Raw genomic sequence first — 24,920 nt, 5'->3', positions numbered from 1 at the left:
GGCGTGAAGCAGCAACGACGCGCCCGCGCCATCGCCATGACCCCCGACGAGGTCGACGCCTTCCTCGCCGAGCAGCGCACCTGCCGGGTCGCCACGGTCGGCATGAACGGCCCGCACAACACCCCGCTCTGGTACGTATGGCACGGCGGCGCCCTCTGGCTCACCTCACTCTCGCGCAGCCAGCGCTGGACCGACCTGCAGGGCGATCCGCGCGTCGCGGTGGTGGTCGACGCCGGGGAGGACTACGCCGAGCTGCGCGGCGTGGAGCTGCGCGGGAATGTCGAGGTGGTCGGGGAGGTGCCGCGGACCGGGGAGCCGGTGCCCGAGCTGGAGGGCCCCGAGCGGGCTATGGCCGAGCGCTACATGGGCGGCGGCACGATGGTGCACGACGGGCGGCACGCGTGGCTGAAGCTGGTGCCGGAGAAGGTGACCAGCTGGGACTTCCGCAAGTCGGGCGCGGCCCGCCGGCAGCCCGCCTCCTAGCCCTGGCCCGTACGGGGCTCAGAACAGCTCGTACGCGGCCCTGGCGACCTGGAACCCGTGCCGGGTCACCTCGTTCTCGCAGCGCACGCCGGTCTCCCGGCTCGCGCACAGCACGCCGTCGCGCCGCACGGCCGTGCCGTACTCGAGGACCTCCAGGCCCCGCTCGGCCACGGTCCCGGCCGCGCACGACAGCTCGCCCGGCCGGTCGCCGGAGACCACCGCGCCTGCGCCGTACTCCTCGGTGCAGCCGTCGGGCTCGGGCGGCAGGTCCCAGCTGCGCTCGGCGACGTCGCAGCGGACCTCGTCGTCCGACATGGCGCACGCGATGTTGCCGCTCGGGGTGGCGAACCGGGCGGAGTCGGCGCCGAAGCGGTCGTCCGCGGCGGCGTCGATGACGGTGGCGATGTCGGCGGGGACGGGCGCGGGCGAGGCGGTCGGGGCGCCGGTCGGGCCGTTCGCCCGCGGGTCCGACCCGTCGCCACCGCCGAGGATGAACACGGCGGCCACGGTCACCGCGGCGCCGATCGCGGCCGCGGCGGCCACCGCCACCCAGCGCCGGGTGCGGGGCCCGACCAGCGGCGGGACGGATCCGGGCGGCGGGCCGACCACCGGCGGGGCGGCCGGACCCGGGGGCACGGCCGGGGCGGGCCGGGTGGCGACGTCGACGGTCGGCGCGGCGGCGCTGCCCACCGCGGCCAACTGCTCGCGCACCTGCGCCATCGTCGGCCGCGCGGCCGGGTCGGGGGCCAGGCAGGCCGCCAGGACGTCGCGCAACCGGCCCGGGATCGGCCCCAGTTCGGGCTCCCCCACCGGCGGGCGCCGGATCGGCCCGGTCGCCGCCGCCGGGGGCACGTCGGGAGCCGGGCCGGGGAGCCCCGGGCCGGTGGCGGAGGGGAAGGGCGGGTGAGCGGTGGCGGCGTAGCCGACGACGGCGGCGAAGGCGAACACGTCGCCCGCCGGGCCGGTGTCGGTGCGCCCGGCGAGCAGTTCGGGCGCCATGAAGCCCGGGTGGCCGGTGGGGTGGCCGTACCGGGCGATCGAGGTCGGGTCGGTGGCCCGGGCGACGCCCATGTCGAGCAGCCGCGGCCCGTCCTCGGCCAGCACAACGGTGGACGGGGTGATGTCGCGGTGCACCAGTCCGGAAGCGTGCAGCGCGACCAGCCCGTCGGCCAGCCGCATCGCCAGCGCGGTGGTGCCCTGCACGCCCAGCGGGCCGTTCACCGAGACGAACGAGCCGACCGTGGGGCCGTCGACGAACGCGGTGGCCAGCCAGGGCGGGTCGCCCTCGGGGTCGGCGTCGAGCACGGCCGCGCAGAACCACGGGGGCGCCAGCGCCGCCGCGCGCAGCTCCTGGCGGAACCGGTCGCGGAAGCCGGGCTCGGCGGCGGGCTCGGCGGCGACCAGCCGCAGCGCGGCCCGGCGCCCGGTCTCGTCGATCCCGACCAGCACCTGGCCCATCGCCCCGTCGCTCAGCCGGGACTGCACCCGGTAGCGCCCGACGCCGACCGGCACCGGGGACGCGGTCCGCATCGGGTCGTGCGCGGGGTCGACCTGGGGGTGATCGCTTTCGGGGGGCATCGACGCCGGACACTACCGCCGCGGCGCCGACCCGACGACCGCTCCTACGGCCGCCCGGTGACCAGCGGCCAGAGCCCGTCCGCGCCGGCGGCCAGCGCCGCGGCCCCGACCTCGGCGTTCCACTCGGCGTCCGAACCGTCCTCCTCGCGCCAGGCCCACAGCCGCGTGGTGGACAGGCGAAGGTCGTGCTCGCGGGTGAAGCCGATGGCCCCGTGCACCTGGTGGGCGATGCGGGCCACCGCGCCCGCCGCCTCCCCCGCGCGCGCCTTGGCCGCGGCGACGGCGAACCGGGTCGAGGGGGCGGTCATGCCGTCGGCGCTCGCCGCCCCGGCGGCCGCCCACGCGGCCGCCGATGCCGCGGCGACCTCGGCCGCGGCCAGCGCCAGCTGCTGCTGCACGGCCTGCAGCTTGCCGATCGGGCGGCCGAACTGGATCCGCTGCCCGGCGTAGGTGACCGAGGCGGTGAGCGCTCCGCGGGCCGCCCCGGCCAGCAGCAGGGCGCGGCCGAGCGCGGCGCGCAGCCGGAGCTGCTCGGCGGCGCCCGGCGGGATCTCGGCGGTGGTCGCCGGGCCGTCCACGCGCACGGTGTCGCGCGGCTCCTCGGCCAGGTTGGCGCCGTCGGTGATCGTCACGTGCTCGGGCCGGAGCAGCACGACCCGCGTCGGGGTCAGCACGGCGATGCCGGCCGCCGCCCGCGACCAGGCCACGCGGCGCAGCTCGCCGCGCACGGTGCTGCCGCCCGCGGTGTCGGCGACGTCGAGGTCGCCGGTCGCCGCGGTCAGCGGGCCGGCGGGCAGCGCGATGCCCGCCTCGTGCAGCAGCCAGCCGGCCAGCAGGTCGGTCTCGGCGAGCGGCACGCGCGCGGCGTGCGCGCCGGCCGCGGTCAGCACGGCGGCGGCGTCGGTGAAGGAGCCCTCGCTGCCGCCCGCCGCCTCGGGCAGGGTCAGCCGGGCCAGGCCGCTGCCCTCCAGGGTCTTCCACAGCGCGGCGTCGAACGCCGTGCCGGTGCCCGACGCCTCAGCGAAGATCGACTCGGCCAGCTCGGCGAGCTCGCCCGTGGCGGTGGTGTCGGTGGTGTCGGTCATCGCAACCCCAGTCCCCGCGCGACGATGCCGCGCAGCACCTCGTTGGTCCCGCCGCGCAGGGTGAACCCCGGGGCGTGCAGCACGGCGTCGGCCAGCAGCCGCGGGTAGCCGCCCTCCGCGCCCGGGTCGGGCGGGATCGACACCAGCAGCCGGGCCGCGTCGATGATCTCGTTCTCGAAGCGGGTGCCGAGGTCCTTGACGATCGCGGCGGCCAGCTCGGGGGCGTTGCCCGAGGCCAGCGAGCCGGCGATGGCCAACGACATCCGGCGCAGCGTCCACAGCCGCGAGACCAGCGAACCGATCTCGCGCTCGGTGCCGGTGGCGCCGGCCGCGACCAGCTCGCCGACCAGGGCGGCCAGCAACGGGAAGGTCGACAGGAACCGCTCCGGGCCGCTGCGCTCGAACGCCAGCTCGCTGGTGACCTGCCGCCAGCCCGCGCCGACCTCGCCGAGCACCATCTCGTCGGGCACGAAGACCCGGTCGAACACGACCTCGTTGAAGTGGTGGGCGCCGGTGAGCAGCGGGATGGGGCGGATCTGCACGCCGGGCGAGTCGAGCTCGACGATGAACTGGGACAGCCCGGCGTGGCGGTCGGACTCGTCGCGGGGCGCGGAGCGGGCCAGCGCGAAGAACGCGTGGGCGCGGTGCGCCCCGGAGGTCCAGACCTTGGTGCCGGTCAGCTCCCAGCCGCCGTCGACCCGCTCCGCCCTGGTCCGCACGGCCGCCAGGTCGGAGCCGGCGTCGGGCTCGCTCATCCCGATCCCGAAGTAGACCTCGCCCGCCGCGATCCCGGGCAGGAACTTGCGGCGCTGGGCCTCGGTGCCGAAGCGCAGCAGCGTCGGCCCGATCTGGCGGTCGGCGACCCAGTGCGCGGCGACCGGCGCCCCGGCGGCCAGCAGCTCCTCGGTGACGACGTAGCGGTCCAGCGGGGAGGCCCCGGCGCCGCCGTACTCGGGCGGCAGGGTCATGCCCAGCCAGCCGCGCTGGCCCAGCTCCCGGGTGAACCGCTCGTCCCAGCCCGAGAGCCAGACGTCCGAACGCGGTACCCACGAGCCCGCGGCGCGCTCCTCGGCGAGGAACGCGCGCACCTGGGCGCGCAGCTCCGCGGCCCGCGGCGGCAGGTCGACCGGCGGTGGCATCAGCTCCAGCGTTGGCGGCACCCCGACATCATGCGGCAGCCGACCTCGCGACGCGCCCTGCGCCGCGGTGTGCGGCCGGTCTCATCCGACGGCCGAGCGCTGCGCCGCCGCCCCGGGCGCGGTCCGCGCCCCGTCGTGGCGGCGCCTGCGCCGCGCCACGACCAGCACCACCGCCGCGCAGGCCAGCTGGGCGGCGGTGTAGCCGATGGCCAGCGGCCACAGCTCGGTGACCTGGAAGCCCGCGGCCGGGTCGGCCGCGGTGATCGGCACGAACACCACGACCGCGATGACCAGCAGCGTGCTGGCCAACTGCAGCCGGGCGAACGCCATGCCCTCGTTCAGGGCCTGCAGCACGCCCAGCTCGTGGGCGATCAGCAGCCGCGGGATCATCCCGATCAGCAGCAGGCGCAGCACGTCGCCGGCCTCGGCGTAGCCCGGGCCGAAGATCTGCAGCCCGAGGTCGGCGAGCAGGATGCCCACCACGACCATCGGCAGGAAGATCACGAACAGCCGCTTGCGGGACGCCGCGATGTGCTCGCGGGCGTTGTCCGGGTCGCGCGCGAGTTGCGCGGACAGCGACTGCATGAACCGCTGCGCGGCGATGTCGATCACCATGACCGCCTGCCACGCCATGAAGAACGCCGCCCCGGCGGCCGGCCCGAACCGCTGGATCACGATCACGGTGACCTGGTTGAACAGCAGGACCGTTCCCCAGTGCGCGATCGTGGTCGGCGCCAGGAACCCGATGACCTCCGGGCGCGTGGGCAGCCAGCCCTCGTCGGTGATCCGGGAGAACCGGCGGGTGAGGTAGCCGGCCACCACCGCGCTGCCCACGGCCCAGATCACGATCGGGATCACCCACGACAGCACCACGCCCAGCGGGCCCAGGCTGACGCCCAGCGCCAGCAGCAACCCGATGCGCACCACCGCGAAGGCGATGCTGCGCCCCGGCGCCCACCACGGCTTGCCCACCACGACGAGGGTGTAGTCGTGCAGGCCCCACAGCCCCCACCCCGCCGCGGCCAGCACGAACAGCGCGACGCCGACCCACACCGGCCAGTCGGGGCCGGACCCGGTCTCGGCCAGCGACGGCACGAACCACACGTAGATCAGGCCGACCACCACGCACGCGGGCACGATCACCGCGTGGCTGCGCCAGAACAGCGTCGTCGCCCGCCGCCCCGACTTCGGCAGCCAGATCATGTTGCCGGCGTCGAGGTTGAGCTGGGCCGTGCCGGCCACGAGCAGGAACGCCGAGACGAACGCCGTGGCGTAGCCCACCGACTCCTGGGGCATCATCCGCGCCGCGATCAGCCAGCTGACCAGGCCGGCCACCGAGCCGACGGCCCCGCTGACCGACAGGGCCAGGCCGTCGGAGAGCGCGGCCTTGCCGGACGCGTCGGGCGCCGCGGGGCGATCGGGCTCCGGCGGCGCGGACGGCTCCGTGGACCCGGCCGGCGTCGCGGGCCGGGTGGGTTTCGGGGGCATGGTCGGTTCCGTGGCGAGCACCCTGGGCAGGCGCTGGGTCAGGAACTGGCTCTCGTCGTCGAGGCCATCGCCCATCCGCTGCGGAACCGGTGTGGCCGGGGAGTGACCCGGCGAACCGGGGCGACTCACCGGCCGAGCACCCGCTCCCGCGTGCCGGGGGTGCGGGTCGTCGGGGCGCCCGGGTCGGAAGGCCAGGCTCGGGTCAACACGCGGCGCAGTCTATCGACGGCTGACAGCGCCCCTCGACCGCCCGTAGCGGAGTTGGGGTGATCGCCACCGAGCGGTCATCCGATCGTGACGAGCGGTGTCCCGGACCGGTGAACCCGGTCCGGGCCACCGCGATCGGCCCGCGGGAGCGACCCGGCGGGCCGCGGGAGCGATGGCCTCAGCCGCGCGGCTTCCAGTTGTAGGAGACGTCCTCGGACAGCGCGGCCGCCCAGTCGGTGCCCTGTGAGTCGTGCCACTCCAGCAGCCGGGCGATGCCCTCGCGCAGCGACACCTCCGGCTTCCAGCCGAGCACGTCGGCGGCGAGGGCGGAGTCGCTGAACAGCCTGCGCACGTCGCCGGGGCGGTCGGGGTGGTACTCCGGCGCCAGGTCGGGGCGCCCGGCCGCCGCGGTCACCAGCTCGGCCAGCTCCCGCACCGTGATCTCGCGCCCGCTGCCCACGTTGATCGTGCGTCCCACGGCCTCCGGCGCCGAGCCGGCCGCGGCGATGCCCCGCGCACTGTCGTCGACGTAGGTGAAGTCGCGGGTCTGCCTGCCGTCCCCGAAGATCAGCGGGGCGAGGCCGTTCCTGGCCCGCACGATGAACTTGGGGATGACCTCGCCGCTGTCGCCCTCGTGGTGCGAGCGCGGGCCGTAGGCGTTGAACGGGCGGATCACCACGGTCGGCAGGCCGTAGGTGGTGTGGTAGGCCCGGGTGTAGGCCTCGCCGGCGAGCTTCGCCCCGCCGTAGACGGTGTGCGGGCGGGTCGGGTGGTCCTCGTCCATCGGGACGGTCTCGGCGGTGCCGTAGACCTCGCTCGTGCTGACGTAGACGAACCGCTCGGTGCCCAGCTCACGGGCGATCTCCAGCAGCCGCAGCGTGCCGGTCGCGTTGACCTCGTGGTTGGCCACCGGGTCGTGGATCGAGTGCCGCACGCCGAGCGTGGCCAGGTGGAACACGGTCGAGGCGCCGCGCATGGCGGCACGGGCGACGTCGTCGTCGAGCAGCGAGCCGCGCACGAACTCGACGCCGTCCACGCCGTCGATGTTCTCGGCGCGGCCGGTCGACAGGTCGTCGAGCACCCGCACGGGGCCCTGGGCGGCGAGGTGGCGCACGAGCGCCGAGCCGATGAAGCCCGCGCCGCCGACGACGAGGGGGGTTCCGGTCGTGCTCATGAGGTGGTCCTCTCGGTGCCGACGGGGGCGGGGCTCGCGGTGAGGCCGGTCTCGGCCAGGGTGTAGCGGCTGTCGCAGTCGGGGCAGCGGAAGGCGCCGTCCCCGGTGTCGGCCAGGCGCTCCCCGCAGGCGCAGACCCAGCCCTTCTGCCGCGCGGGGTTGCCGACCATGAGGGCGTGCGCCGGGACGTCGCGGGTGACGACCGCGCCCGCGGCGACGAACGCGCTCTCGCCGATCTCGGTGCCGCACACCACGACCGCGCCCGCGCCGAGCGTCGCCCCCCGGCGCACGGTCGTGGCCAGCAGCTCCTCGGCCGGGCGGCGGATCGCCGCGCGCGGGCGCAGGTCGTTGGTGAACAGCACGTTGGGGCCGAGGAACACCTCGTCCTCGCAGGTCACGCCGCTGAACACGAGCGTGGCGTTCTTCACCGTGACCCGGTCGCCGAGCACGGCGCCGTCCTCGACGTAGGCGCAGTCGCAGATATTGCAGTCGCGCCCGACCCGTGCCCCGGGCATGACGTGCGCGAAGGCCCACACCCGGGTGCCCTCGCCGACGGTGTCGCTCTCGCACAGCCCCTTCGGGTGCACCCGCACCCCGGGCGGCGCGGCGGCCTGCCCGGTCATCGGGTGACGGCCGCGGTCAGCGCCTCGGCCACCCGCTCCTGCTGCTCGGCGGTGATGCCCGGGTAGAGCGGCAGCGACAGGATGCGCTCGCCCATCGCCTCGGAGACCGGGAACGCGCCCTTGCCCTGCCCCAGCCCGGCGAAGGCGCCGGTGAGGTGGACCGGGGTCGGGTAGTGGATGCCCGCGCCGATGCCACCGGCGTTGAGCTCGGCGAGCACCTCGTCGCGCCGGTCGACCTGCACGACGTAGAGGTGCCAGACCGGCTCGCTGCCGTCGGCCACGACCGGCAGGGTGACCTGCTCGACGCCCGAGAGCAGCGCCTCGTAGCGCTTGGCCGCGGCCCGGCGCTCCTCGTTCCAGGCGTCGAGGCGGCGCAGCTTCACCGACAGCACGACGGCCTGCAGCGCGTCGAGGCGGCTGTTGAAGCCGAGGGTGTCGTGCACGTACTTGCGCTCGGAGCCGTGCGCGCCCAGCAGCCGCACCGCCGCGGCGAGCTCGGCGTCGTCGGTCATGACCGCACCGGCGTCGCCGTAGGCGCCCAGGTTCTTGCCCGGGTAGAAGCTGGTCGCCGCGATGGTGCCGGCGGCACCGGCGGTGATGCCGTCGCGGCGGGCGCCCTGGGACTGGGCGGCGTCCTCGACGATCGCGACGCCCTCTGGCAGGCGCGCGGCCAGCCCGGCCACGTCGACCATCTGGCCGTAGAGGTGGACCGGCAGGACCGCCTTCGTGCGGGGGGTGAGCGCCGCCGCGGCGGCGTCGACGTCGATCAGCGCGTCGTCGGGGCGGCAGTCGACCAGCACCGTGGTGGCGCCGGTGCGGGCCACCGCCTCGGCGGTGGCGATGAAGGTGTTGGCCGGCACGACGCACTCGTCGCCGGGACCGACCCCGACGGCCCGCAGCGCGAGCTCGATGGCGTCGGTGCCGTTGGCGACGCCGACGCAGTGCTCGACGCCGAGGTAGGCGGCGTACTCGGCCTCGAAGCGGGACACCGCGGGCCCGCCGACGAACGCGGTCCTGGCCAGCACCTCGGCCCAGCCGGTGGCGACGTCGTCGGCGACCTGGGCGTGCTGCCAGCCGAGGTCGACCAGGGGGATGGAAGTCACGTGTTCAGATCCCGGGGTCGAGCCGCAGTGCCTTGGCGAGCGCGTCGACGACCGTGCGCTGGTCGTCGTCGGTGAGCTCGTGGTGCAGCGGCAGGATGATCGAGCGGCTGGTCAGCCGCTCGGTGTGGGGAAGCGGGGGGTGGGGGTGCCCGGCGTAGGCGCCCTCCAGGTGCGAGGCCATGATGCCGCGCCGCGCGGAGACCCCGGCCCCGGCCAGGTCGGTCAGCACGTCGATCAGCGACGGTGCGGAGTCGGGCAGCTCGACCCAGAACGACTGGAAGTTCGACTCGCCGTAGGAGGGGTCGCGCACCGCCCGCAGCCCGAGCGGGGCGAGCAGCTCGTGGTAGCGGGCGGCCATCTCGCGGCGCCCCCGCACGATCCCGGCCAGCCGGCTGACCTGGACCAGGCCCATCGCGGCCTGCACGTCGGTCATCCGGTAGTTGAAGCCGGTCTCCTCGTAGCCCTCCAGGACGATCTTCGAGGCGCCCTGCTCGGCGGCGTGCCGGTCGGCGGCCGAGACGCTCATCCCGTGGCTGCGCAGGCGGCGCAGCCGGGCGGCCCACTCGGCGTCGTCGGTGGTGATCATGCCGCCCTCGCCGGTGGTGAGCACCTTGCGCGGGTGGAACGACCAGGCGGCCAGCAGCGCGCCCGCCCCGACCGGGCGCCCGCGCAGCCGCGAGCCGGCCGCGCAGGCGGCGTCCTCCACGACCGGGACGTCGCCGGCCACGGCGCGCATCGCCTCGACGTCGGCGGGCTGGCCGCCCTGGTGGACCAGCAGGATCGCCTTCGTCCGGGGCGTGATCGCCTCGGCGACCCTGGCCGGGTCCATGTTGCCGGTCACCGGGTCGACGTCGGCGAAGACGGGGGTGGCTCCGGTGTGCCGGATCGCGTTGGCGCTGGCGATGAACGACAGCGACGGCACCACGACCTCGGCGCCGGGCCCGACGCCCAGCAGGTACAGGCTCAGGTGCAGGGCGGTGGTGCAGTTCGACACCGCCACCGCGTGCGCCGCCCCGACCTCCTCGGCGAACGCCTTCTCGAAGGCGACGACGCGGGGGCCGTCGGCGACCCAGCCGGAGCGCACGGTCTCGGCGACGGCGTCGGCCTCCTCCGGACCGAGCATCGGCACCATGACCGGGATGCTCGTGCGGCCCGGGCGGGTCGGCGGGACCGGCGGGGCCGCCGTCACGCAGGGACCTCGATCCGCGGCAGCACCGCGTCCGAGGTGGGGGCGGGGACCTCGCGCACCGGGACGAACTCGCCGCCGCCGGCCAGGCTGGCCGAGGCCGCCTCCAGCATCGCCAGCACCTGCAGGCCGGAGCGGCCGTCGGTGAGCGGCTGGCGGCGCTGCAGGATGGAGTCGGCGAACTCGGCCATCACCGCGCCGAGGGCCTCCTTGTCCTGGATGGCCGGGGCGACCATGTCGCCGGTGCGGTAGGACACCATCGTCGCGGCGCGGCCGTCGACGCCGAGCTCCTCGGGGTCGCGGCACTCCACGCCCCGGTCGTAGATCGACAGGCGCTGCAGCGGCTCCAGGTCGTCCCAGACGACCGTGCGCGCGGACCCGCCGATGACCATCTTGCGGATCTTGGTCGGGGACAGCCAGTTGACGTGCACGTGCGCGATCACGCCGTTGGACAGCCGCACCGTCAGGTAGACGATGCAGGCGCGCCCCGCGCGGACCGGGTCGGAGCCGTGCGCGGCCACCGAGACCGGGTGCACGCCGTCGGGCAGGATCGACTGGAAGATCGACAGGTCGTGCGGGGCGAGGTCCCACAGCACGTCGACGTCGCGCTGCACCAGGCCCAGGTTGATCCGCACCGAGTCGAGGTACTGCAGGTCGCCCAGCTCGCCGTCGCGGATCAGGTTGCGCAGGTAGCCGACCGCCTGGGTGTAGCAGTAGGTGTGGTCGAGCATCAGGACCCGGCCGTAGCGGTCGGCCGCCTCGACCAGCTCGCGGCCCTCGGCGAAGGAGGGCGCGAGCGGCTTCTCCACCAGCACGTGCTTGCCGGCCTCCAGGGCCGCCATCGCCACCTTGTAGTGGGTGGCGGCGGGGGTCGCGATCGCGACGGCGTCGACGGCGGGGTCGGCGAGGACGTCCTCGAACGACCCGACGACCCGGACGGTCGAGTAGTCGCCCATCACCGAGCGGGCGCGGTCGACGTCGAGGTCGCAGAGGTACTCGAGCCGCATCGCCGGCGTCTTCTGCGCGTTGCGGGCGAGGTTCGGGCCCCAGTAGCCGGCACCGACCACCGCCAGCCCCACGCGCGGACGTTCTGGACTCACTACAGCGTCACTCCTCAGCGTCACTCAGGGGCGTCGCTCAATGAGCGCCGTTGCTCACGAGACGGAAACATCCCACCGGCCGACCGACCATAACCGGCGGGTCACCTGACCCTTCACCGGCCCGTCACACGCACAGCCCGGTTCGGGTGATTCGCTCATTCCTGAGCGATTCCGGCGTTCCTCTCGGTAACCTCCGTCACGAGTTCGCAACACGGCGCAACGCGACACCGGGCACGCGCGTCTCCCCTGCTGATGCGCAGACGTGTGCCCCCCGGACCGCGCGTCCGGGCGGGCGGCATGAAAGGTTCGACGCCCTGCTCAGTAGCATCCGCGACCGAGGCCCAACGGCTGACGGGCGATTCGGGCAACGGCGCGAACCCGGACATAGTTCGCGAAACGGGAGCGAGCAGACACTTTGTTGATGGACGAGCGGGACCCCGCAGGCGACACGCCCGCCGAGCCGGAGCAACCGCCCCAGCAGAAGCGCAGGCGGCTGGGCCCCGGACTGGAGATCAACGCCATCGCGCTGATGGCGTCGACCGCCATCACCGCCGTCGTGGGGCTCGGTTTCTGGGCCATCGCCGGCAACGCGCTGCCCGTCGCCGACGTCGGCCGGGCCTCGGCGGTCATCACCACCGCCACCATGATCAGCCAGCTGTCCGGCTCCAACATCGGGCTGCTGTTCAGCCGGGTGCTGCCGGGCGCGGGCGAGCGCTCGCGCGCGGTCGTGCTGGCCGGCTACGGCGTCGCCATCGCGATCTCCCTGGTGCTGACCGGGGGGTTCCTGCTGCTGTTCCCGACCGAGGAGCTGTTCGACTCGGCCGCGGAGCGCGTGCTGTTCCCGCTGCTGGTGATCACGTTCTGCCTGTTCGCCCTGCAGGACTGGGTGCTCACCGGCATCCGGGCCACCACCTGGATCCCGGTCGAGCAGCTGCTGTTCGCCGTGGCCAAGCTCGGCCTGCTGGCGTGGTTCGCATTCGCCATGATCGACGACGCCATCGTGCTGGCCTGGACGCTGCCCTGCGTGGCCACCGTCCTGATCATCAACCCGCTGCTGCTGGCCCGGGTGCTGCCCCGGCGCGGACCGGCGCCAGAGGGTGCCGCGCCGATGCCCGACCGGCGCGAGATGGGCAAGATCTTCGTCGGCGAGTACGCCACCGGCGCGGTGACCTTCGTCATCCCGCTGGTCGTCCCGCTGCTGATCCTGACCCAGCTCGGGCCGGAGGCCAACGCCTACTACGCGCTGCCGCTGCTGATCGCCGAGTCCGGGCTGGGCGTGCTGATCTGGAACATCAGCTCCTCCTACATGGTGGAGGCCTCGCACGACTCCCGACAGATCGGGCCGCTGATGAGCCGCACGTGGCGGCTCAGCTTCCTGGTCGGCGGGCTGGGCGTCCCGGTGCTCTACCTGATGGCGCCGTGGCTGCTGTCGTTCCTGGGCGAGAGCTACGTCGCCGAGGGCACCGACGTGATGCGGCTGCTGCTGCTGGCCATCCCGTTCAGCATCGTCTCCACGATGTACATCAACACCTCGCGCGTGCGCAACCGGATGGGCCGGGTCGTGGCGCTGCAGCTGCTGCTCGCCGTGCTGATCATCGGCCTGACCGCGGCCCTGCTCCCCACCATGGGGATCGTCGGCGCGGGTTGGGGCTACCTGATCGCCGAGGCGGTCGTCGCGCTGGCCGTCGTGATCCCCCTGTGGCGCTTCATGCGGGCCAACGGCGTCACGTTGCTGCGCGCCCCGAAACCGGTCGCCCCGGTGCGGGCCGGTGCGGAGGAGGGCTCCGAGATCGACCCGGAGGCTACCGTCCGCATCACCGCACAACCGTCTCGAGCAGGAAGGGCCAGGACGTGACCTCAAACCGGGGGCAGGTCAGCAGGATCGACAACGGCCGTCGACTGCGGGTGCTCGTCGTGATCCACCACCTGAGCGTGGGCGGGAGCCAGCGCTGCGCGGTGGACCTGGCGATCGGTGTGCACAAGCGCGGCCACGACGTCACGGTGGCCGGTCCACCCGGCCCGCTGGCCGATCTGCTGGTCGACGACGGCGTGCCGTTCGTGCCGCTGGAGAACGACCGGCCGGGCCAGGCCGTCGGCCAGGCGCTGCCGGGCTACAAGCGGCTGCTCGACCTGACCCGCGAGCTGCGCCCCGAGCTGGTGCACAGCTACGAGCTGACCCCGTCGATCCTCACCTACGCCGGGGCCCACCTGCGCGACTGCGTGCCGATGACGATGACGATCAACAGCATGTCCGTGCCGGACTTCATGCCGGCGTCGGTGCCGCTGCAGGTGTGCAGCCCGCTGATCGCCTCCGAGGTGCGCGAGCGCCTCCCCAGCCGGCAGGGCCCGGTCGGCGTGCTGGAGATCCCCACCGACACGGTCAACCAGTACCCCGGCTTCCCCGGGGCCGCGGAGTTCCGCGCCCGGCTGGGCATCGCTCCCGACGAGCTGGCCGTCGTCATCGTCAGCCGGTTCGCCCGGGCCCTGAAGCAGGAGGGCCTCGAAACGGCCATCCGCGCCACCGGCCGGCTCGCCCCGCACCACCGGATGCGCCTGGTCCTGGTCGGCGACGGGCCCGCGATGCCCGACCTGCGGGCCCTGGCCACCCGCACCAACGCCGCCATCGGCCGTGAGGCCGTGCTGCTGACCGGTGAGATCCTCGACCCGCGGCCCGCCTACGCGGCGGCCGACGTCATCGTGGGCATGGGCGGTTCGCTGCTGCGCTCCATGGCCTTCGGCAAGCCCTGCATCGTGCAGGGTGAGCGCGGCTTCTTCAAGATCCTGGACATGGACTCGGCCCGCGAGTTCCGCTGGCACGGCTTCTTCGGCATCGGCGGCGGGGGCAGCGGCGAGGAGCGCCTGGTGGCCCAGCTGGGCCAGCTGCTCGACGACTCCCCGATGCGCAAGCGCAACGGTGACTTCGCCCTCGGCCTGGTCCGGCGCCACTACAGCCTGGACTCGGCCGTCGACCAGCAGATCAGCTGGTACCGCAAGACGCTGGAGCGCACCGTCACCCCGACCAGGCTGGAGGCCGCCAAGACGATGGCCGCGATCAGCGCCTGGTTCGGCGGCCGGGCCATCAAGCGCCCGACGGGCCGGGAGAAGGTCGACTACTTCAACAGCCCGGAGCGCACCGAGCCGGGCATGCGCGCCCCGGTCCCGCACTGGTTCGACCCCGACCTGGGTGAGCTGTCCACGGCGCGCACCGGGGCCACCGGCGCGCACCGCGTCGTGACGCCCAGCAACCCCGCCGTCCCGCACGGCACGCCGACCGGCGCCAGCACGACGGCCTGAGCGGCCCCGCGCGACCCGAACGGTTCCGCACAGCGGAGAGGGCCCCCGGACCGATGGTCCGGGGGCCCTCTCCGTGCCGGGATCCGCTACGGGGTGTACTCGTACTGCCGGATCCAGTCGACGTGCATCTGGGAGTTCTCCACGTCGTTGGTGGGGTCCTCGTCGCCCTGCTCGGGGAACCAGTCGAGCTGGATCGTCAGGTGCATCGGCCGGGGCGGCAGCGCGTCGGTCTGCTCGGTGCGGAACCACTCCTTGCCGTCGAGGTAGGCCACGATGTGCTCCGGGGTCCACTCGACGGCCCAGTTGCGCCACTGGGTGGCGTCCGCCACGACCTCGCCCTCGATCTTCAGGTCGTCCTCGCTGTAGTGCAGGAAGAACTTGGTCTTCTGGCGGGTCGGGTCGGTCATCTCCATGAAGTCGACCTCGCCGCCCTCGGGCCAGTCCTCGGCGTCGGGCCACAGCAGCAGCAGCGCGTTGTAGGTCTCGTCGGTGGGCGGTGCCTGGACCCGACCCTCCCAGCGCCCGTACATCTGGCCGATGTCCAGCGCCATGCCACCGGTGGTGCCCTCGGTGTCGCCGGTGATGGTCAACAGGCCGTCGTCGACCGAGATGGCCTCCGGCGAGCGGCGGCCGTTGTCGCCGTGGCCGACGCCGTCGTAGAGCTGCCACTCGTCGCCCAGCTCGCCGTCGAAGGTCTCGGTGTAGACGGGTTCGCCCCAGCCCAGCAGCTTCGCCGCGCTGGTGTCGTCGCCCTCGAGGACCTCGGGCTCAGCCGGCGCGGGGCTCGCGGGCGCGGCGCCGCCGCCGGCGTCGCTGCTGCCGCCGCCGTCGCCACCGGTCGGGCGGACCAGAACGAAGACCAGCGTCGCCACCAGCGCCAGCGCCACCAGGCCGGCGATCAGGATCACGGCCCGGTTCGGGGTGCGGCCGCCCGTAGGGGGAGGTGGTGGTGCCGTGGGGGGGAGATGCCTCAAATCAGACAAAAGGGCTCTCCTTCTCAATAAGGATCAAGGCGACAACCGGATCGACCCTAGTGCAGTCACGCTCCGGAGTGAAACCGGCCCGCCGCAGTCACACCGCGTGCTGCGACGGGCCGGTCTCCGACGCGGCGGCCGAGGTCACGGACCGTCGTAGGAGTACTGCTTGACCCAGTCGACCTCCATGGACGACTCCTGGACGCCGTCCTCGGTGTCGAACGGGTCCTCCTGGTCGGGGAACCAGTCGAGCTGGATGGCCAGGTGCATCGGGCCCGGGGCCTGCACCTCGGGGTCCTCGCTGCGGAACCACTCCTTGCCGTCCACGTAGGCGATGAGGCTGTCGGGGGTCCACTCGAACGCCCAGTTGTGCCACTCGGTGCCGTCGATCGCGACCTCGCCCTCCTTCTTCAGATCGTCCTCGGTGTAGTGCAGGAAGATCTTCGTGCGCTGCCGCGACGGGTCGGTCATCTCCATGAAGTCGTACTCGCCGCCCTCGGGCCAGTTCTCGGCGTCGGGCCACAGCAGCAGCAGCGCGTTGTAGGTCTCGTCGCTGACCGGTGCCCGCACCCGGCCCTCCCAGCGGCCGTACATCTGGCCGACGTCCCAGGCCATGCCGCCGGTCGTGCCCTCGGAGTCGCCGGTGATCCGCAGGATCCCGTCCTCGGTGGTGATGGCGTCGGGGGTGCGGATGCCGTTGCCGACGTGGCCCTCCCCGTCGTAGAGCTGCCACTGGTCGCCCAGCGGGCCGTCGAACAGCTCGACGTGGGCGGGCTCGCCCCAGTTCAGCAGCTCGCCGGCGCTGGTGTCCTCGCCCTCCAGCGGAGCCGGGCCGCCCAGCGGGCCGCCCGGGCGCACGAGCACGTAGACCAGCGCCGCCACGAGGGCGACCACCAGCACGATCGCGACCAGTACGACGGTGCGGCGGCGGTTGACCGGGTCGTTGGCCGGGATCGGCACCGTCGAGTCGCCGTGCTCGCCGCCGCTCTCGGTGTAGGCGGGCAGGGTGCCGGTCTCCTGGACGTAGGCCGGCAGGGTGCCGGTCTGCTCGTTCCGGGACGGCTCGCTGCGGATCGGGACGGTGGGATCGCCGTTCATCGTGGGGCCTCGCAGGGGTCGGCCGGCGCGGCTGCGCGCGGGCTGTGCGTCATCGGTCGACGTGCCATCGGGTCGCTCACCGTCGCACCAGCGGCGGCACGCGCCCGCCCGCCCGGCGGGCCGCCCGGCGGCCCCGGACGTAGGCCGAGCCGCCGTTGAGCATCCAGCGCAACCGCTCCGCGCCGGTGCTCGCGGCCCCGACCGACGCACCGACGCCGGCCTCGGCCTCGCGCTCGTTGATGTGGCGCAGCTGGTTGACCGCGGCGGGCAGGCGCTGCAGCGCCATCAGGCCGGCGCGGCGGTCCAGCGCGATCTTGGTGAGGAACGCGCCCAGGCCCATCGCGTAGCCGCGGACCTGCTTGCGCAGCTCGTCGGGCGAGGACCGGTGGTGGTGCCAGACCAGCACGCCGGGCACGTACGCCACGGCGTAGCGGGCCAGCACCAGGCGGACCATGAACTCGCCGTCCTCGCCGCCCAGCGCGGGCGAGCCCGGGCCGAGTGCCTCGTCCATGCCGCCGACGCGGCGCGCTGCTTCGGCCCGCACCGCGAAGTTGGCGCCGATGCCGTACAGGCCCGGGGAGAACGGGAAGATCGCCGACCCCGGTGGGGGCTCGGACAGCCGGAACCGCCTGCCCTGGAAGCCCTTGTTCCAGACCAGGCCGAACTCCGATGCCCGCTCCTGCTCGGTGTCGAGCCGGGCGGCCACCACCGGGCCGGACAGGCAGGCCAGGTCGGAGTCCGTGGCGAAGGCGCCGGCGATCCGGCTCGCCCAGTGCCGGTCGGCCTCGGTGTCGTCGTCGGTGAAGGCGACGATCCGGGTGCGGGCCTCCTGCAGGCCCCGGTTGCGGCCCACCGAGGCGCCACGGCGGTTCTCGCGGACGTAACGGACCTCGGCCCGCCCGTACTCGCGGTTGAACTCGCCGATGCCGCCCTCGCCGAACTCGGCGACGACGCGCTCGGTGCTGTCGTCGTCGGGGTCGTTGTCGACCACGATGACGGTGATGTCGGGGTGGTCGCCGGCGAGCACGGCGCGCACGCAGCGGCGCACGCTCTCGGCCCGGTTGCGGGTGGCGATGACCACCGTGATCGGCTCGTCGGACGTCGGCGGGACCAGGACCTCCCGGTCGCGACCCACCTGCGCCTCGACGGCCGCCCGCACCTCGTCGGCGGTGGCCTTGCCGTCGGCGAGCTCGACCGTGGCCAGCCCGACCGGGGTACCGCCCGCGGTGACCAGCAGCCGCGCCGCCACGAAGTGGTCGTCCACGACCACATCCGCGAACTCGTCGCGCCGCTCGACCTGGCCGACCCAGGTCGGTCCGTTCCGTGCGATCGCCATTACTGCCCCCTCTCGTTCTGCTGCGCCCCCGCCGCGCCGCCTTCCCCCGGGTCGGCACGGCGGAGTGCTACGCCGGGTTGGCGCTGCGGGCCGTCGGCCGCGGGCGGGGCCTGCGCACCGCCGTGGTGGTGTCGTACTCCGGGTACTCGGGCGCGAGGGGCGTGTTGCCCAGGATGATGTCGGCGCCCTTCTCGGCCACCATCATCACCGGCGCGTAGATCTGGGCGTTGGTGGTCGTCGGGAACACCGAGGCGTCCACTACGCGCAGCCCGTCCAGGCCGTGCACGCGCATGGTGCCGGGGTCGACGACCTCCGCCTCGCCGTGGCCCATGCGGCAGGTGCCGCTCGGGTGCAGGCCGGTCTGGGCCTTGCTCGCCACCCAGTCCAGCAGCTCCTCGTCGGTCTGCACGTGCGGTCCGGGGACCACCTCGCCGCCGTCGATCTCCTTGAACGCGGGCTGCTCGAGCAGCTCGCGGCCCAGCCGCAGCGCCTTGATCCAGTCCTCGCGGTCGCGCTCGGTCGAGAGGTAGTTCATCTGGATGCGCGGGTGCACCATCGGGTCGGCCGAGGCGATCTTGACCGAGCCACGGGACGTGGCGGACATGGTGCCGACGTGCAGCTGGTAGCCGTGCCCCTCGACCTGCTTGTCCGGGTCGAAGGCCATCGCCATCGCCGCGAACACCAGGATGACGTCGGGCCACTCGCGGTCCTCGCTGCTGCGCACGAACCCGGCCGCCTCGAACATGTTGCTGGTGGCCTCGCCCTTGCCGGCCAGCCACTTCAGGCCCATGCCGGGCCAGTTCAGCTTGTTCTTCATGGCGATCATCGAGATCGGCTGGGTGCTGGCGTGCTGCACCTGCACCGCGAGGTGGTCCTCGAGGTTCTCCCCCACGCCGGGCAGGTCGTGCACCGGGGCGATGCCCACCTGCTCGAGCTCGGCGGCGTTGCCCACGCCGGACAGCTGCAGCAGCTGCGGGCTGTTGAACGAGCCGCCGCACAGCACGATCTCGCCGCCGGAGACGTGGTACTCGGTGCCGTTGCGGCCCCGGTAGACGACGCCGGTCGCGCGCTTGCCGGCGAACACGATCTTCGTCGCGTAGGCGTGGGTGCGCACGGTGAGGTTCTTGCGGCCCTGCACCGGGCGCAGGTAGGCCTGCGAGGACGAGCGGCGCTTGCCGTTGACGATGAACCGCTCGAAGGCCGAGAAGCCCTCCTGGCGGGCACCGTTGAAGTCGGTGGTCAGCTTGTAGCCGCCCTGCTGGGCCGCGCTGAAGAAGATGTCGAACAGCGGGTTGTCCAGCGCCGCGCGGGTGAGCACGTGCGGGCCGTGGTTGCCGCGGAACTCGCTGTCGCCGAAGGACAGCGAGGTCTCCACCCGCTTGAAGTAGGGCAGGACGTGGGCGTTGTCCCAGTCCTTGGTGCCGGTGTGCTCGGCCCACTTCTCGAAGTTGGAGGGGTGGCCGCGCATGAAGTTCATCGCGTTGATCGAGCCGGAGCCGCCGAGCAGCTTGCCGCGCGGGTGCGGCATCTGCCGGTTCTTCATGTAGGGCTCGGGCTCGGAGACGTACTTCCAGTTGTGCGAGTCCGTGGAGATCGCGATGCCCATCGCGGCGGGCATGTGCGTCAGCACGTCCCACGGGTAGTCGGGCATTCCGGCCTCGAGCAGCAGCACGTTGTTGCCGGGGTCCGCGCTGAGCCGGTTGGCCAGCGCGCACCCCGCAGCACCGCCGCCGACGATGACGAAGTCGTACGTCGAGTTCGACACGGGAGGTACCTCCTAAAGCACGCGCACCGCGGGGGCGCACGTCGGGGAGCGGGTTGTGACGTCGTGCGGCCTGCGACCCGACACCGCTGTCGGCCGGCCGGCGGGCTCAGGTGGTGGGTATCAGCCTCCACCCGGAGCTGGCGGAGCGGCTCCCTCGGGGGCGGCGGGCTGCCCGCCGGCGGGTGCCTGGTCGGGCGTCACCGGCTGGCCCTGGCCGTTGGGCCCGGGCTGGTTGTCGGTGCCGCCCAGCAGCGCGATCGGGTCGCTGCCGGTGATCAGCGACTGCACCAGCAGCGTCCCGGCCTGCATCATGAACAGCACGACGAGCGCGGAGAGCACCACGCCCGAGGCGATGGTGACCGCCTTGACCTTGGTCGGGGTGCCGCCGAGCTGGCGGCGGCCGGTCTCCACGAGGTAGGCGCGGATGCCCAGCAGCGCCAGGAAGAGCGCGGCGCTGATCCACACCCACTTGTCCAGCGACGGGTCGATGCGCATGCTCAGCCCCCCGCCTGCTGGCCGGCGGGAGCGGCACCGGCGGGCTGGTCGGCGCCCTGCGGCTGGTCGGCGCCCTGCTGGTCACCGCCGCCCTGCTGGCCGTCCTGCTGGCCGCCGCCCTGCTGGCCGTCCTGGTCGTCGGCGGGGATCGCCTTCTTCAGCACGATGTTGAAGCCGTCCTGGTAGGTCAGCACGTAGCGGCCCGACGACACCAGCTGCTGGACGATGTCGAGCGACCACCCCGGCGGGCGGTTCTCCAGGTACACGCCGTACTTCTCGCCCGACGTGTAGTTCACGATCACGTCGGCGGCCTGCTTGTCGGCGCAGACGAGCGGGTCGTCGGCCAGCTGCCCGCAGCCCTCGATGTTGTCGCCGCGGCCGAAGACCGTGATGCCCTCCAGGCCGGTGGGGCCGGCCTGGTTGAACGCCACGATCTCCAGCTCCGGTGGGGTCTCGGCGACCACCTGCCGGTACATCGCCACCTCCTCGGGGAACGTGGCCTGGTAGGCCTCGTTGCCCCCGCGGACCAGCACGAGCGTGCCGAACATGACCAGCATCGCCGCGGCCAGCAGGTACTCGCTGGGCCGCCACCTGCGAGCCAGCCAGCGCAGCGCGTCGGTGCCGAGGATGACCAGGATGGGCAGCCCGTAGAGCACGATCCGCAGGAAGCCCTCGCTGCCGTAGCCCTGCGCGGCCAGCGCCATCGGCACCACGGCCAGCCCGAAGGGCACCAGGTCGCGGCGGCGGCGCCAGTACACGAGCATGCCGACGGCACCGAGCAGGTAGGTGAACCCGGCCAGGATGATCCGCAGCTGCTTGACGAAGACCTGCCCGGCGTCGCCGGCGAGCCGGTCGGCCACCCCGGCCTGCAGCGCCGCGCCGGTGTCCCCGCTGCCGATCAGGATGCCCAGCTGCGCGGTCCAGAAGTCGCGGTTGTTGACGAAGATCCACAGCGCCACCGCCATGATCCCGACGACCAGCACCGCGCGGCCGCGGAACCGGCCGACCACCGCCAGCAGCGTCAGCTGCCCGATCAGCGCGATCGGGGTGAGCTGGTGCTCGACCACCACCGCGACCACGCAGAGGATCATGCTGAAGTAGATGAACAGCAGCTGCCGCGGCGGCAGCGCGGGCCGGTTCGGCGGCGTCATCGCGGCCACCAGCCATCGGCGCATCAGCGGCAGCCGTGGCGCCCCGGGGTGCGGGGCGGGCCAACCGGGCACCCCCGCGGCGTCGATGCGGCGGGTGGCCAGCGGACCGAGCGCGAACGTCAGCACGGTCAGCAGCAGCACGACCGCCTGCGCCTGCGGGGAGAAGTAGTCCTGCTCGATCCAGTTCAGCCCGACGAACAGCCAGGCCGCGACCCACGGGGCGCGGGTGCCGCCGAGCATCGAGCGGCCCATCGCGTAGATGCCGATCGCGGTGATCGTCACGACCACCGGCGGGAACCAGCGCAGCACCGTGTCGAGCTGGTCGGCGCCGCCTGCCTCGCGGAACCAGGCCCACTGGGCGAAGAACGCCGGCCAGTAGAACCGCGCGTCGAGCCCGACCGGGGACACGCCGTTCTCCTGGGCGATGGCGTCGACGAAGCCCACGGTGGTCCACGCCGTGCCGAACCGGGCGGCGGGCTCGATGACCGAGGGCAGGCCGTTGGTGCACAGGATGAGCACGCCGGTCGCCGTGGCCAGCATCGGGATCCGCGGCCGGCGCGCCCACAGCTCGGACACGCACGCCGCGACGGCGCACAGGATGGCGCCCCACGCGGCCGGGCCCAGTACCCGGGCCAGGCCCCAGCCGTCCAGGGCGTACAGGTCGGTGGTGGCCGCGGCCACCGGCAGCAGCGCCACCGCGACCAGCGCGAAGACCGGCGAGAGGAACCGGGTGATCCCGGCCGGGCGGTCGTCGGTCGGCTCGGCGGGCAGCTTCTGGGCCGGCAGCATCGTGGTGGCCGACACCGCGTCCGCGCCGCGGCCCTGCATGGCCGTGGTGGCCTGGCCCGGGGGGACCTGCTCGCCGCCGGGGCGGCTCACGTCGCGGGCGCCGTCGGCCGAGCGCCTGCCGGCACCCCCGCCGTGGCGGGAGGCGGGCTGCCCGGCCGCCGGGGGCCGGGCCCGCGCGGCCCCGGGCCCGGGTGCGAGCGCGGGCTGCTGCTCAACTCGGGGCTCCTTCACACCTCGCCTCCGGGGCGGCGGACCGGGATGCGCGGCACGTCGTGCTGGTCGATGGCGGCGGCGCCGTTGGTGCCGTGACCGGTCCCGTGCTGGGTGCCGTTCGGGGAGCTGTCGGTGGCCGTGCCCGCCGAGCCCGCCGGGCCCCCGGCGAGGGCGCCCGCGGCGGAGCCGGTGCCGAGGTGGCCGTTGCCCGACCCGTTGGCGGCCGAGCCGTTGGACGCCGAGCCGTTCGCGCCGGCGCCGAACTGGGCGGACGCGGTGCGCAGGCCGGGGCGCAGCACGGTGGCGACGTCGGTGCCGTCGGCGGCGAGCATGTCGGGGGTGATCACCGGGAAACCACCGGGCGGGGTCAGAGCCCGCGAGGACTCCTCCAACTTCACCCGCTCCGAACGGTGGTGCTGCGCACGACGCCGCTCGGCCGCCAACGTCCGCAACACCCGCGTGCCATCCGCGAACGTCCGCAGGTTCGACTGCCCGAAGATCCGCTCCCGCTCCATCGACGGCACCTCGGTGATCTTCAACCCCGACGCCGCCACCCGGCAGTTCAACACCGTCTCGATCTCGAACCCGTCACCCCACAACATCCCCTCGGCCGGAGCCGGCAGGTGGATGTCGGGCAGGTCCAACGTCGGCAGGATGTCGATCCAGAACGCGTTGTAGCCGTAGCACAGGTCCGTGTACGACGTCCCGAACAGCGCGTTCGCCACACCGTTGAGCCCCGCGTTGCCCGACTTGCGCAGCAACGTGATGTCGTCCGAACCACCACCGCGCACGAACCGCGAACCCTTCGCGAAGTCCGCACCCGCGATCAACGCCCGCACGAACGCCGGGATCTCCGCCGGATCCGCCGACCCGTCCGCATCGAACATCACCACGATGTCCCCGGTCACCGCCGCGAACCCGCACGCCATCGCGTTGCCCTTGCCCTTGCGGGTCTGCGTGATCACCCGCACCCACGGCAACACACGCCGAGCGACATCGATCGTGCCGTCCACGGAGTTCCCGTCGACCACGATCACCTCGTGCACAGCAGGACGCACCGCAGCGATCGCCGGGAGCACGACCTCAAGGTTCCGCGCCTCGTTGCGGGTGGGCACCACTACGGACACCCGCGGGTTGCCGCTGCGCTGCATCCGCCGGATCACAGGGCCGTCTCCCGCCCTGCGCCGTGCACGCTGTTCGCCTTGTTCACTGCCACCTTCACTGGCCGGGCTCCCCCGGCGCGGGGGGCCGCGGCACGGGTCTTGACGGCGCGGACGCGCCCGGAGCGGATGGTCATGGTGCGGGGTCCACCTGCCGCGACTACTGGGCGACCACGGCGTGCCGCAGCAGGAACGGCACGCTGAGCAGGGTGACGATGTAGAGCGCGCCGGCCGGGTTCCAGAGGCCGAAGCTGACCATGATCTGGGCGACCAGCAGGGAGACGGCGATGCCGACCCCCGCGGCCAGCAGCCAGACGTGCGCGGCGGGGGCGCGGCGCAGGAAGCCCGCCGCCGCCCAGCCGGGACCGAGGATGAGGAACGTCATGGTCACCAGGAAGCGGAAGTCGCCGAGCGCCTCGGCGCGCGCGCCGAGCAGGCTCAGCACGCAGGCGACGATGCCGGCCAGCACCAGCAGCACGGCCACCAGCCGCCGGGCGACCCGCGCCCGGGTGTCGACGGCCGTCGAGTTGACGGTCACCGTTGCGCTCCCTTCCGGTTCAGGACGCTTCCTCCTCCATGAACGCCAGCCCGCGGCGCGAACCGTCGGCCGGGCCCAGCGGGTGGCGCTGGCCGGCGCCGTCCGGTGCGGACGAGCCGTTCACGGCGAGCATGTCGGGGGTGATCACCGGGAAACCACCGGGCGGGGTCAGAGCCCGCGAGGACTCCTCCAACTTCACCCGCTCCGAACGGTGGTGCTGCGCACGACGCCGCTCGGCCGCCAACGTCCGCAACACCCGCGTGCCATCCGCGAACGTCCGCAGGTTCGACTGCCCGAAGATCCGCTCCCGCTCCATCGACGGCACCTCGGTGATCTTCAACCCCGACGCCGCCACCCGGCAGTTCAACACCGTCTCGATCTCGAACCCGTCACCCCACAACATCCCCTCGGCCGGAGCCGGCAGGTGGATGTCGGGCAGGTCCAACGTCGGCAGGATGTCGATCCAGAACGCGTTGTAGCCGTAGCACAGGTCCGTGTACGACGTCCCGAACAGCGCGTTCGCCACACCGTTGAGCCCCGCGTTGCCCGACTTGCGCAGCAACGTGATGTCGTCCGAACCACCACCGCGCACGAACCGCGAACCCTTCGCGAAGTCCGCACCCGCGATCAACGCCCGCACGAACGCCGGGATCTCCGCCGGATCCGCCGACCCGTCCGCATCGAACATCACCACGATGTCCCCGGTCACCGCCGCGAACCCGCACGCCATCGCGTTGCCCTTGCCCTTGCGGGTCTGCGTGATCACCCGCACCCACGGCAACACACGCCGAGCGACATCGATCGTGCCGTCCACGGAGTTCCCGTCGACCACGATCACCTCGTGCACAGCAGGACGCACCGCAGCGATCGCCGGGAGCACGACCTCAAGGTTCCGCGCCTCGTTGCGGGTGGGCACCACTACGGACACCCGCGGGTTGCCG

Annotated in this window: 21 protein-coding genes; 3 read left to right on the top strand and 18 right to left on the bottom strand. The window is 73.6% G+C overall.

Annotated features, from left to right (window positions below; all coding sequences use genetic code 11):
• Nucleotides 1–3 precede the first annotated feature (3 nt).
• Nucleotides 4–483, top strand: coding sequence for a pyridoxamine 5'-phosphate oxidase family protein (locus KDL28_RS13405; protein WP_252438345.1), 480 nt, complete (start codon nt 4–6; stop codon nt 481–483).
• A gap of 18 nt (nt 484–501) precedes the next feature.
• Here the strand turns inward: KDL28_RS13405 and KDL28_RS13400 are convergent, their stop codons facing one another.
• The 9 genes from KDL28_RS13400 to KDL28_RS13360 form a co-directional block, all read right to left on the bottom strand.
• Nucleotides 502–2,061: a serine/threonine-protein kinase gene (locus tag KDL28_RS13400; RefSeq protein WP_252438343.1), complete on the bottom strand. Its 1,560-nt coding sequence runs from the start codon at nt 2,059–2,061 to the stop codon at nt 502–504.
• A 44-nt stretch (nt 2,062–2,105) separates the two neighbouring features.
• Nucleotides 2,106–3,146, bottom strand: a complete 1,041-nt coding sequence (locus tag KDL28_RS13395; RefSeq protein WP_252438341.1) for an acyl-CoA dehydrogenase family protein — start codon at nt 3,144–3,146, stop codon at nt 2,106–2,108.
• Nucleotides 3,143–4,306, bottom strand: coding sequence for an acyl-CoA dehydrogenase family protein (locus KDL28_RS13390; RefSeq protein WP_308215996.1), 1,164 nt, complete (start codon nt 4,304–4,306; stop codon nt 3,143–3,145). Before KDL28_RS13390 ends, KDL28_RS13395 begins: the two co-directional genes overlap by 4 nt.
• 60 nt (nt 4,307–4,366) lie before the next feature.
• Complete coding sequence (locus tag KDL28_RS13385; protein WP_252438339.1) at nt 4,367–5,848, bottom strand: lipopolysaccharide biosynthesis protein; 1,482 nt, start codon at nt 5,846–5,848, stop codon at nt 4,367–4,369.
• Nucleotides 5,849–6,158: 310 nt separating this feature from the next.
• Nucleotides 6,159–7,154 (bottom strand): GDP-mannose 4,6-dehydratase, encoded by a 996-nt coding sequence (locus KDL28_RS13380; protein ID WP_252438337.1) that lies wholly within the window; start codon nt 7,152–7,154, stop codon nt 6,159–6,161.
• Nucleotides 7,151–7,777 carry an acyltransferase gene (locus KDL28_RS13375; protein ID WP_252438334.1) on the bottom strand — a complete coding sequence of 209 codons (627 nt, stop codon included), beginning with the start codon at nt 7,775–7,777 and terminating at the stop codon, nt 7,151–7,153. The genes KDL28_RS13380 and KDL28_RS13375 overlap by 4 nt, the downstream gene beginning before the upstream one ends.
• Nucleotides 7,774–8,880, bottom strand: coding sequence for a DegT/DnrJ/EryC1/StrS family aminotransferase (locus KDL28_RS13370; protein WP_252438332.1), 1,107 nt, complete (start codon nt 8,878–8,880; stop codon nt 7,774–7,776). Before KDL28_RS13370 ends, KDL28_RS13375 begins: the two co-directional genes overlap by 4 nt.
• 4 nt (nt 8,881–8,884) lie before the next feature.
• Nucleotides 8,885–10,069, bottom strand: a complete 1,185-nt coding sequence (locus tag KDL28_RS13365) for a DegT/DnrJ/EryC1/StrS family aminotransferase (protein ID WP_252438330.1) — start codon at nt 10,067–10,069, stop codon at nt 8,885–8,887.
• A complete protein-coding gene (locus tag KDL28_RS13360) occupies nt 10,066–11,145 on the bottom strand; it encodes a Gfo/Idh/MocA family protein (RefSeq protein WP_252438328.1) in 1,080 nt (359 codons plus the stop codon). The genes KDL28_RS13365 and KDL28_RS13360 overlap by 4 nt, the downstream gene beginning before the upstream one ends.
• 442 nt (nt 11,146–11,587) lie before the next feature.
• On the opposite strand from KDL28_RS13360, the gene KDL28_RS13355 reads away from it, so the two are divergent.
• Nucleotides 11,588–13,021 (top strand): lipopolysaccharide biosynthesis protein, encoded by a 1,434-nt coding sequence (locus KDL28_RS13355; protein ID WP_252438326.1) that lies wholly within the window; start codon nt 11,588–11,590, stop codon nt 13,019–13,021.
• A complete protein-coding gene (locus KDL28_RS13350) occupies nt 13,018–14,460 on the top strand; it encodes a glycosyltransferase (RefSeq protein WP_252438324.1) in 1,443 nt (480 codons plus the stop codon). Before KDL28_RS13355 ends, KDL28_RS13350 begins: the two co-directional genes overlap by 4 nt.
• 86 nt (nt 14,461–14,546) lie before the next feature.
• On the opposite strand, the gene KDL28_RS13345 is transcribed toward KDL28_RS13350, so the two are convergent.
• From KDL28_RS13345 to KDL28_RS13305, 9 genes are all read right to left on the bottom strand, one after another.
• On the bottom strand, nt 14,547–15,368 hold the full coding sequence (locus tag KDL28_RS13345; protein WP_252438323.1) for a glycoside hydrolase family 16 protein: 822 nt from the start codon (nt 15,366–15,368) through the stop codon (nt 14,547–14,549).
• Nucleotides 15,369–15,578: 210 nt separating this feature from the next.
• The gene (locus KDL28_RS13340) at nt 15,579–16,532 is read right to left on the bottom strand and encodes a glycoside hydrolase family 16 protein (RefSeq protein ID WP_252438321.1); all 954 of its coding nucleotides are present in this window, start codon (nt 16,530–16,532) and stop codon (nt 15,579–15,581) included.
• Between the two features lie 76 nt (nt 16,533–16,608).
• On the bottom strand, nt 16,609–17,868 hold the full coding sequence (locus tag KDL28_RS13335; RefSeq protein WP_252438319.1) for a glycosyltransferase family 2 protein: 1,260 nt from the start codon (nt 17,866–17,868) through the stop codon (nt 16,609–16,611).
• A 67-nt stretch (nt 17,869–17,935) separates the two neighbouring features.
• Nucleotides 17,936–19,633 carry a choline dehydrogenase gene (locus tag KDL28_RS13330; protein WP_252438317.1) on the bottom strand — a complete coding sequence of 566 codons (1,698 nt, stop codon included), beginning with the start codon at nt 19,631–19,633 and terminating at the stop codon, nt 17,936–17,938.
• Between the two features lie 120 nt (nt 19,634–19,753).
• The gene (locus KDL28_RS13325; protein ID WP_252438315.1) at nt 19,754–20,128 is read right to left on the bottom strand and encodes a hypothetical protein; all 375 of its coding nucleotides are present in this window, start codon (nt 20,126–20,128) and stop codon (nt 19,754–19,756) included.
• Nucleotides 20,129–20,130: 2 nt separating this feature from the next.
• Entirely contained in the window at nt 20,131–22,299 is a 2,169-nt protein-coding gene (locus KDL28_RS13320) for a hypothetical protein (RefSeq protein ID WP_252438313.1), read from the bottom strand.
• The gene (locus tag KDL28_RS13315; RefSeq protein ID WP_252438312.1) at nt 22,296–23,432 is read right to left on the bottom strand and encodes a glycosyltransferase family 2 protein; all 1,137 of its coding nucleotides are present in this window, start codon (nt 23,430–23,432) and stop codon (nt 22,296–22,298) included. The genes KDL28_RS13320 and KDL28_RS13315 overlap by 4 nt, the downstream gene beginning before the upstream one ends.
• Before the next feature lie 169 nt (nt 23,433–23,601).
• Nucleotides 23,602–23,979, bottom strand: a complete 378-nt coding sequence (locus tag KDL28_RS13310) for a hypothetical protein (protein ID WP_252438311.1) — start codon at nt 23,977–23,979, stop codon at nt 23,602–23,604.
• A 19-nt stretch (nt 23,980–23,998) separates the two neighbouring features.
• On the bottom strand, nt 23,999–24,920 hold a 922-nt coding region (locus tag KDL28_RS13305; RefSeq protein ID WP_252438310.1), incomplete at its 5' end, for a glycosyltransferase family 2 protein.

Source organism: Pseudonocardia humida, assembly GCF_023898865.1.
Taxonomy (GTDB): domain Bacteria; phylum Actinomycetota; class Actinomycetes; order Mycobacteriales; family Pseudonocardiaceae; genus Pseudonocardia; species Pseudonocardia humida.
The sequence above is the reverse complement of the archived record's forward strand: the minus strand, read 5'-3'. Positions and strand labels throughout refer to the sequence as shown.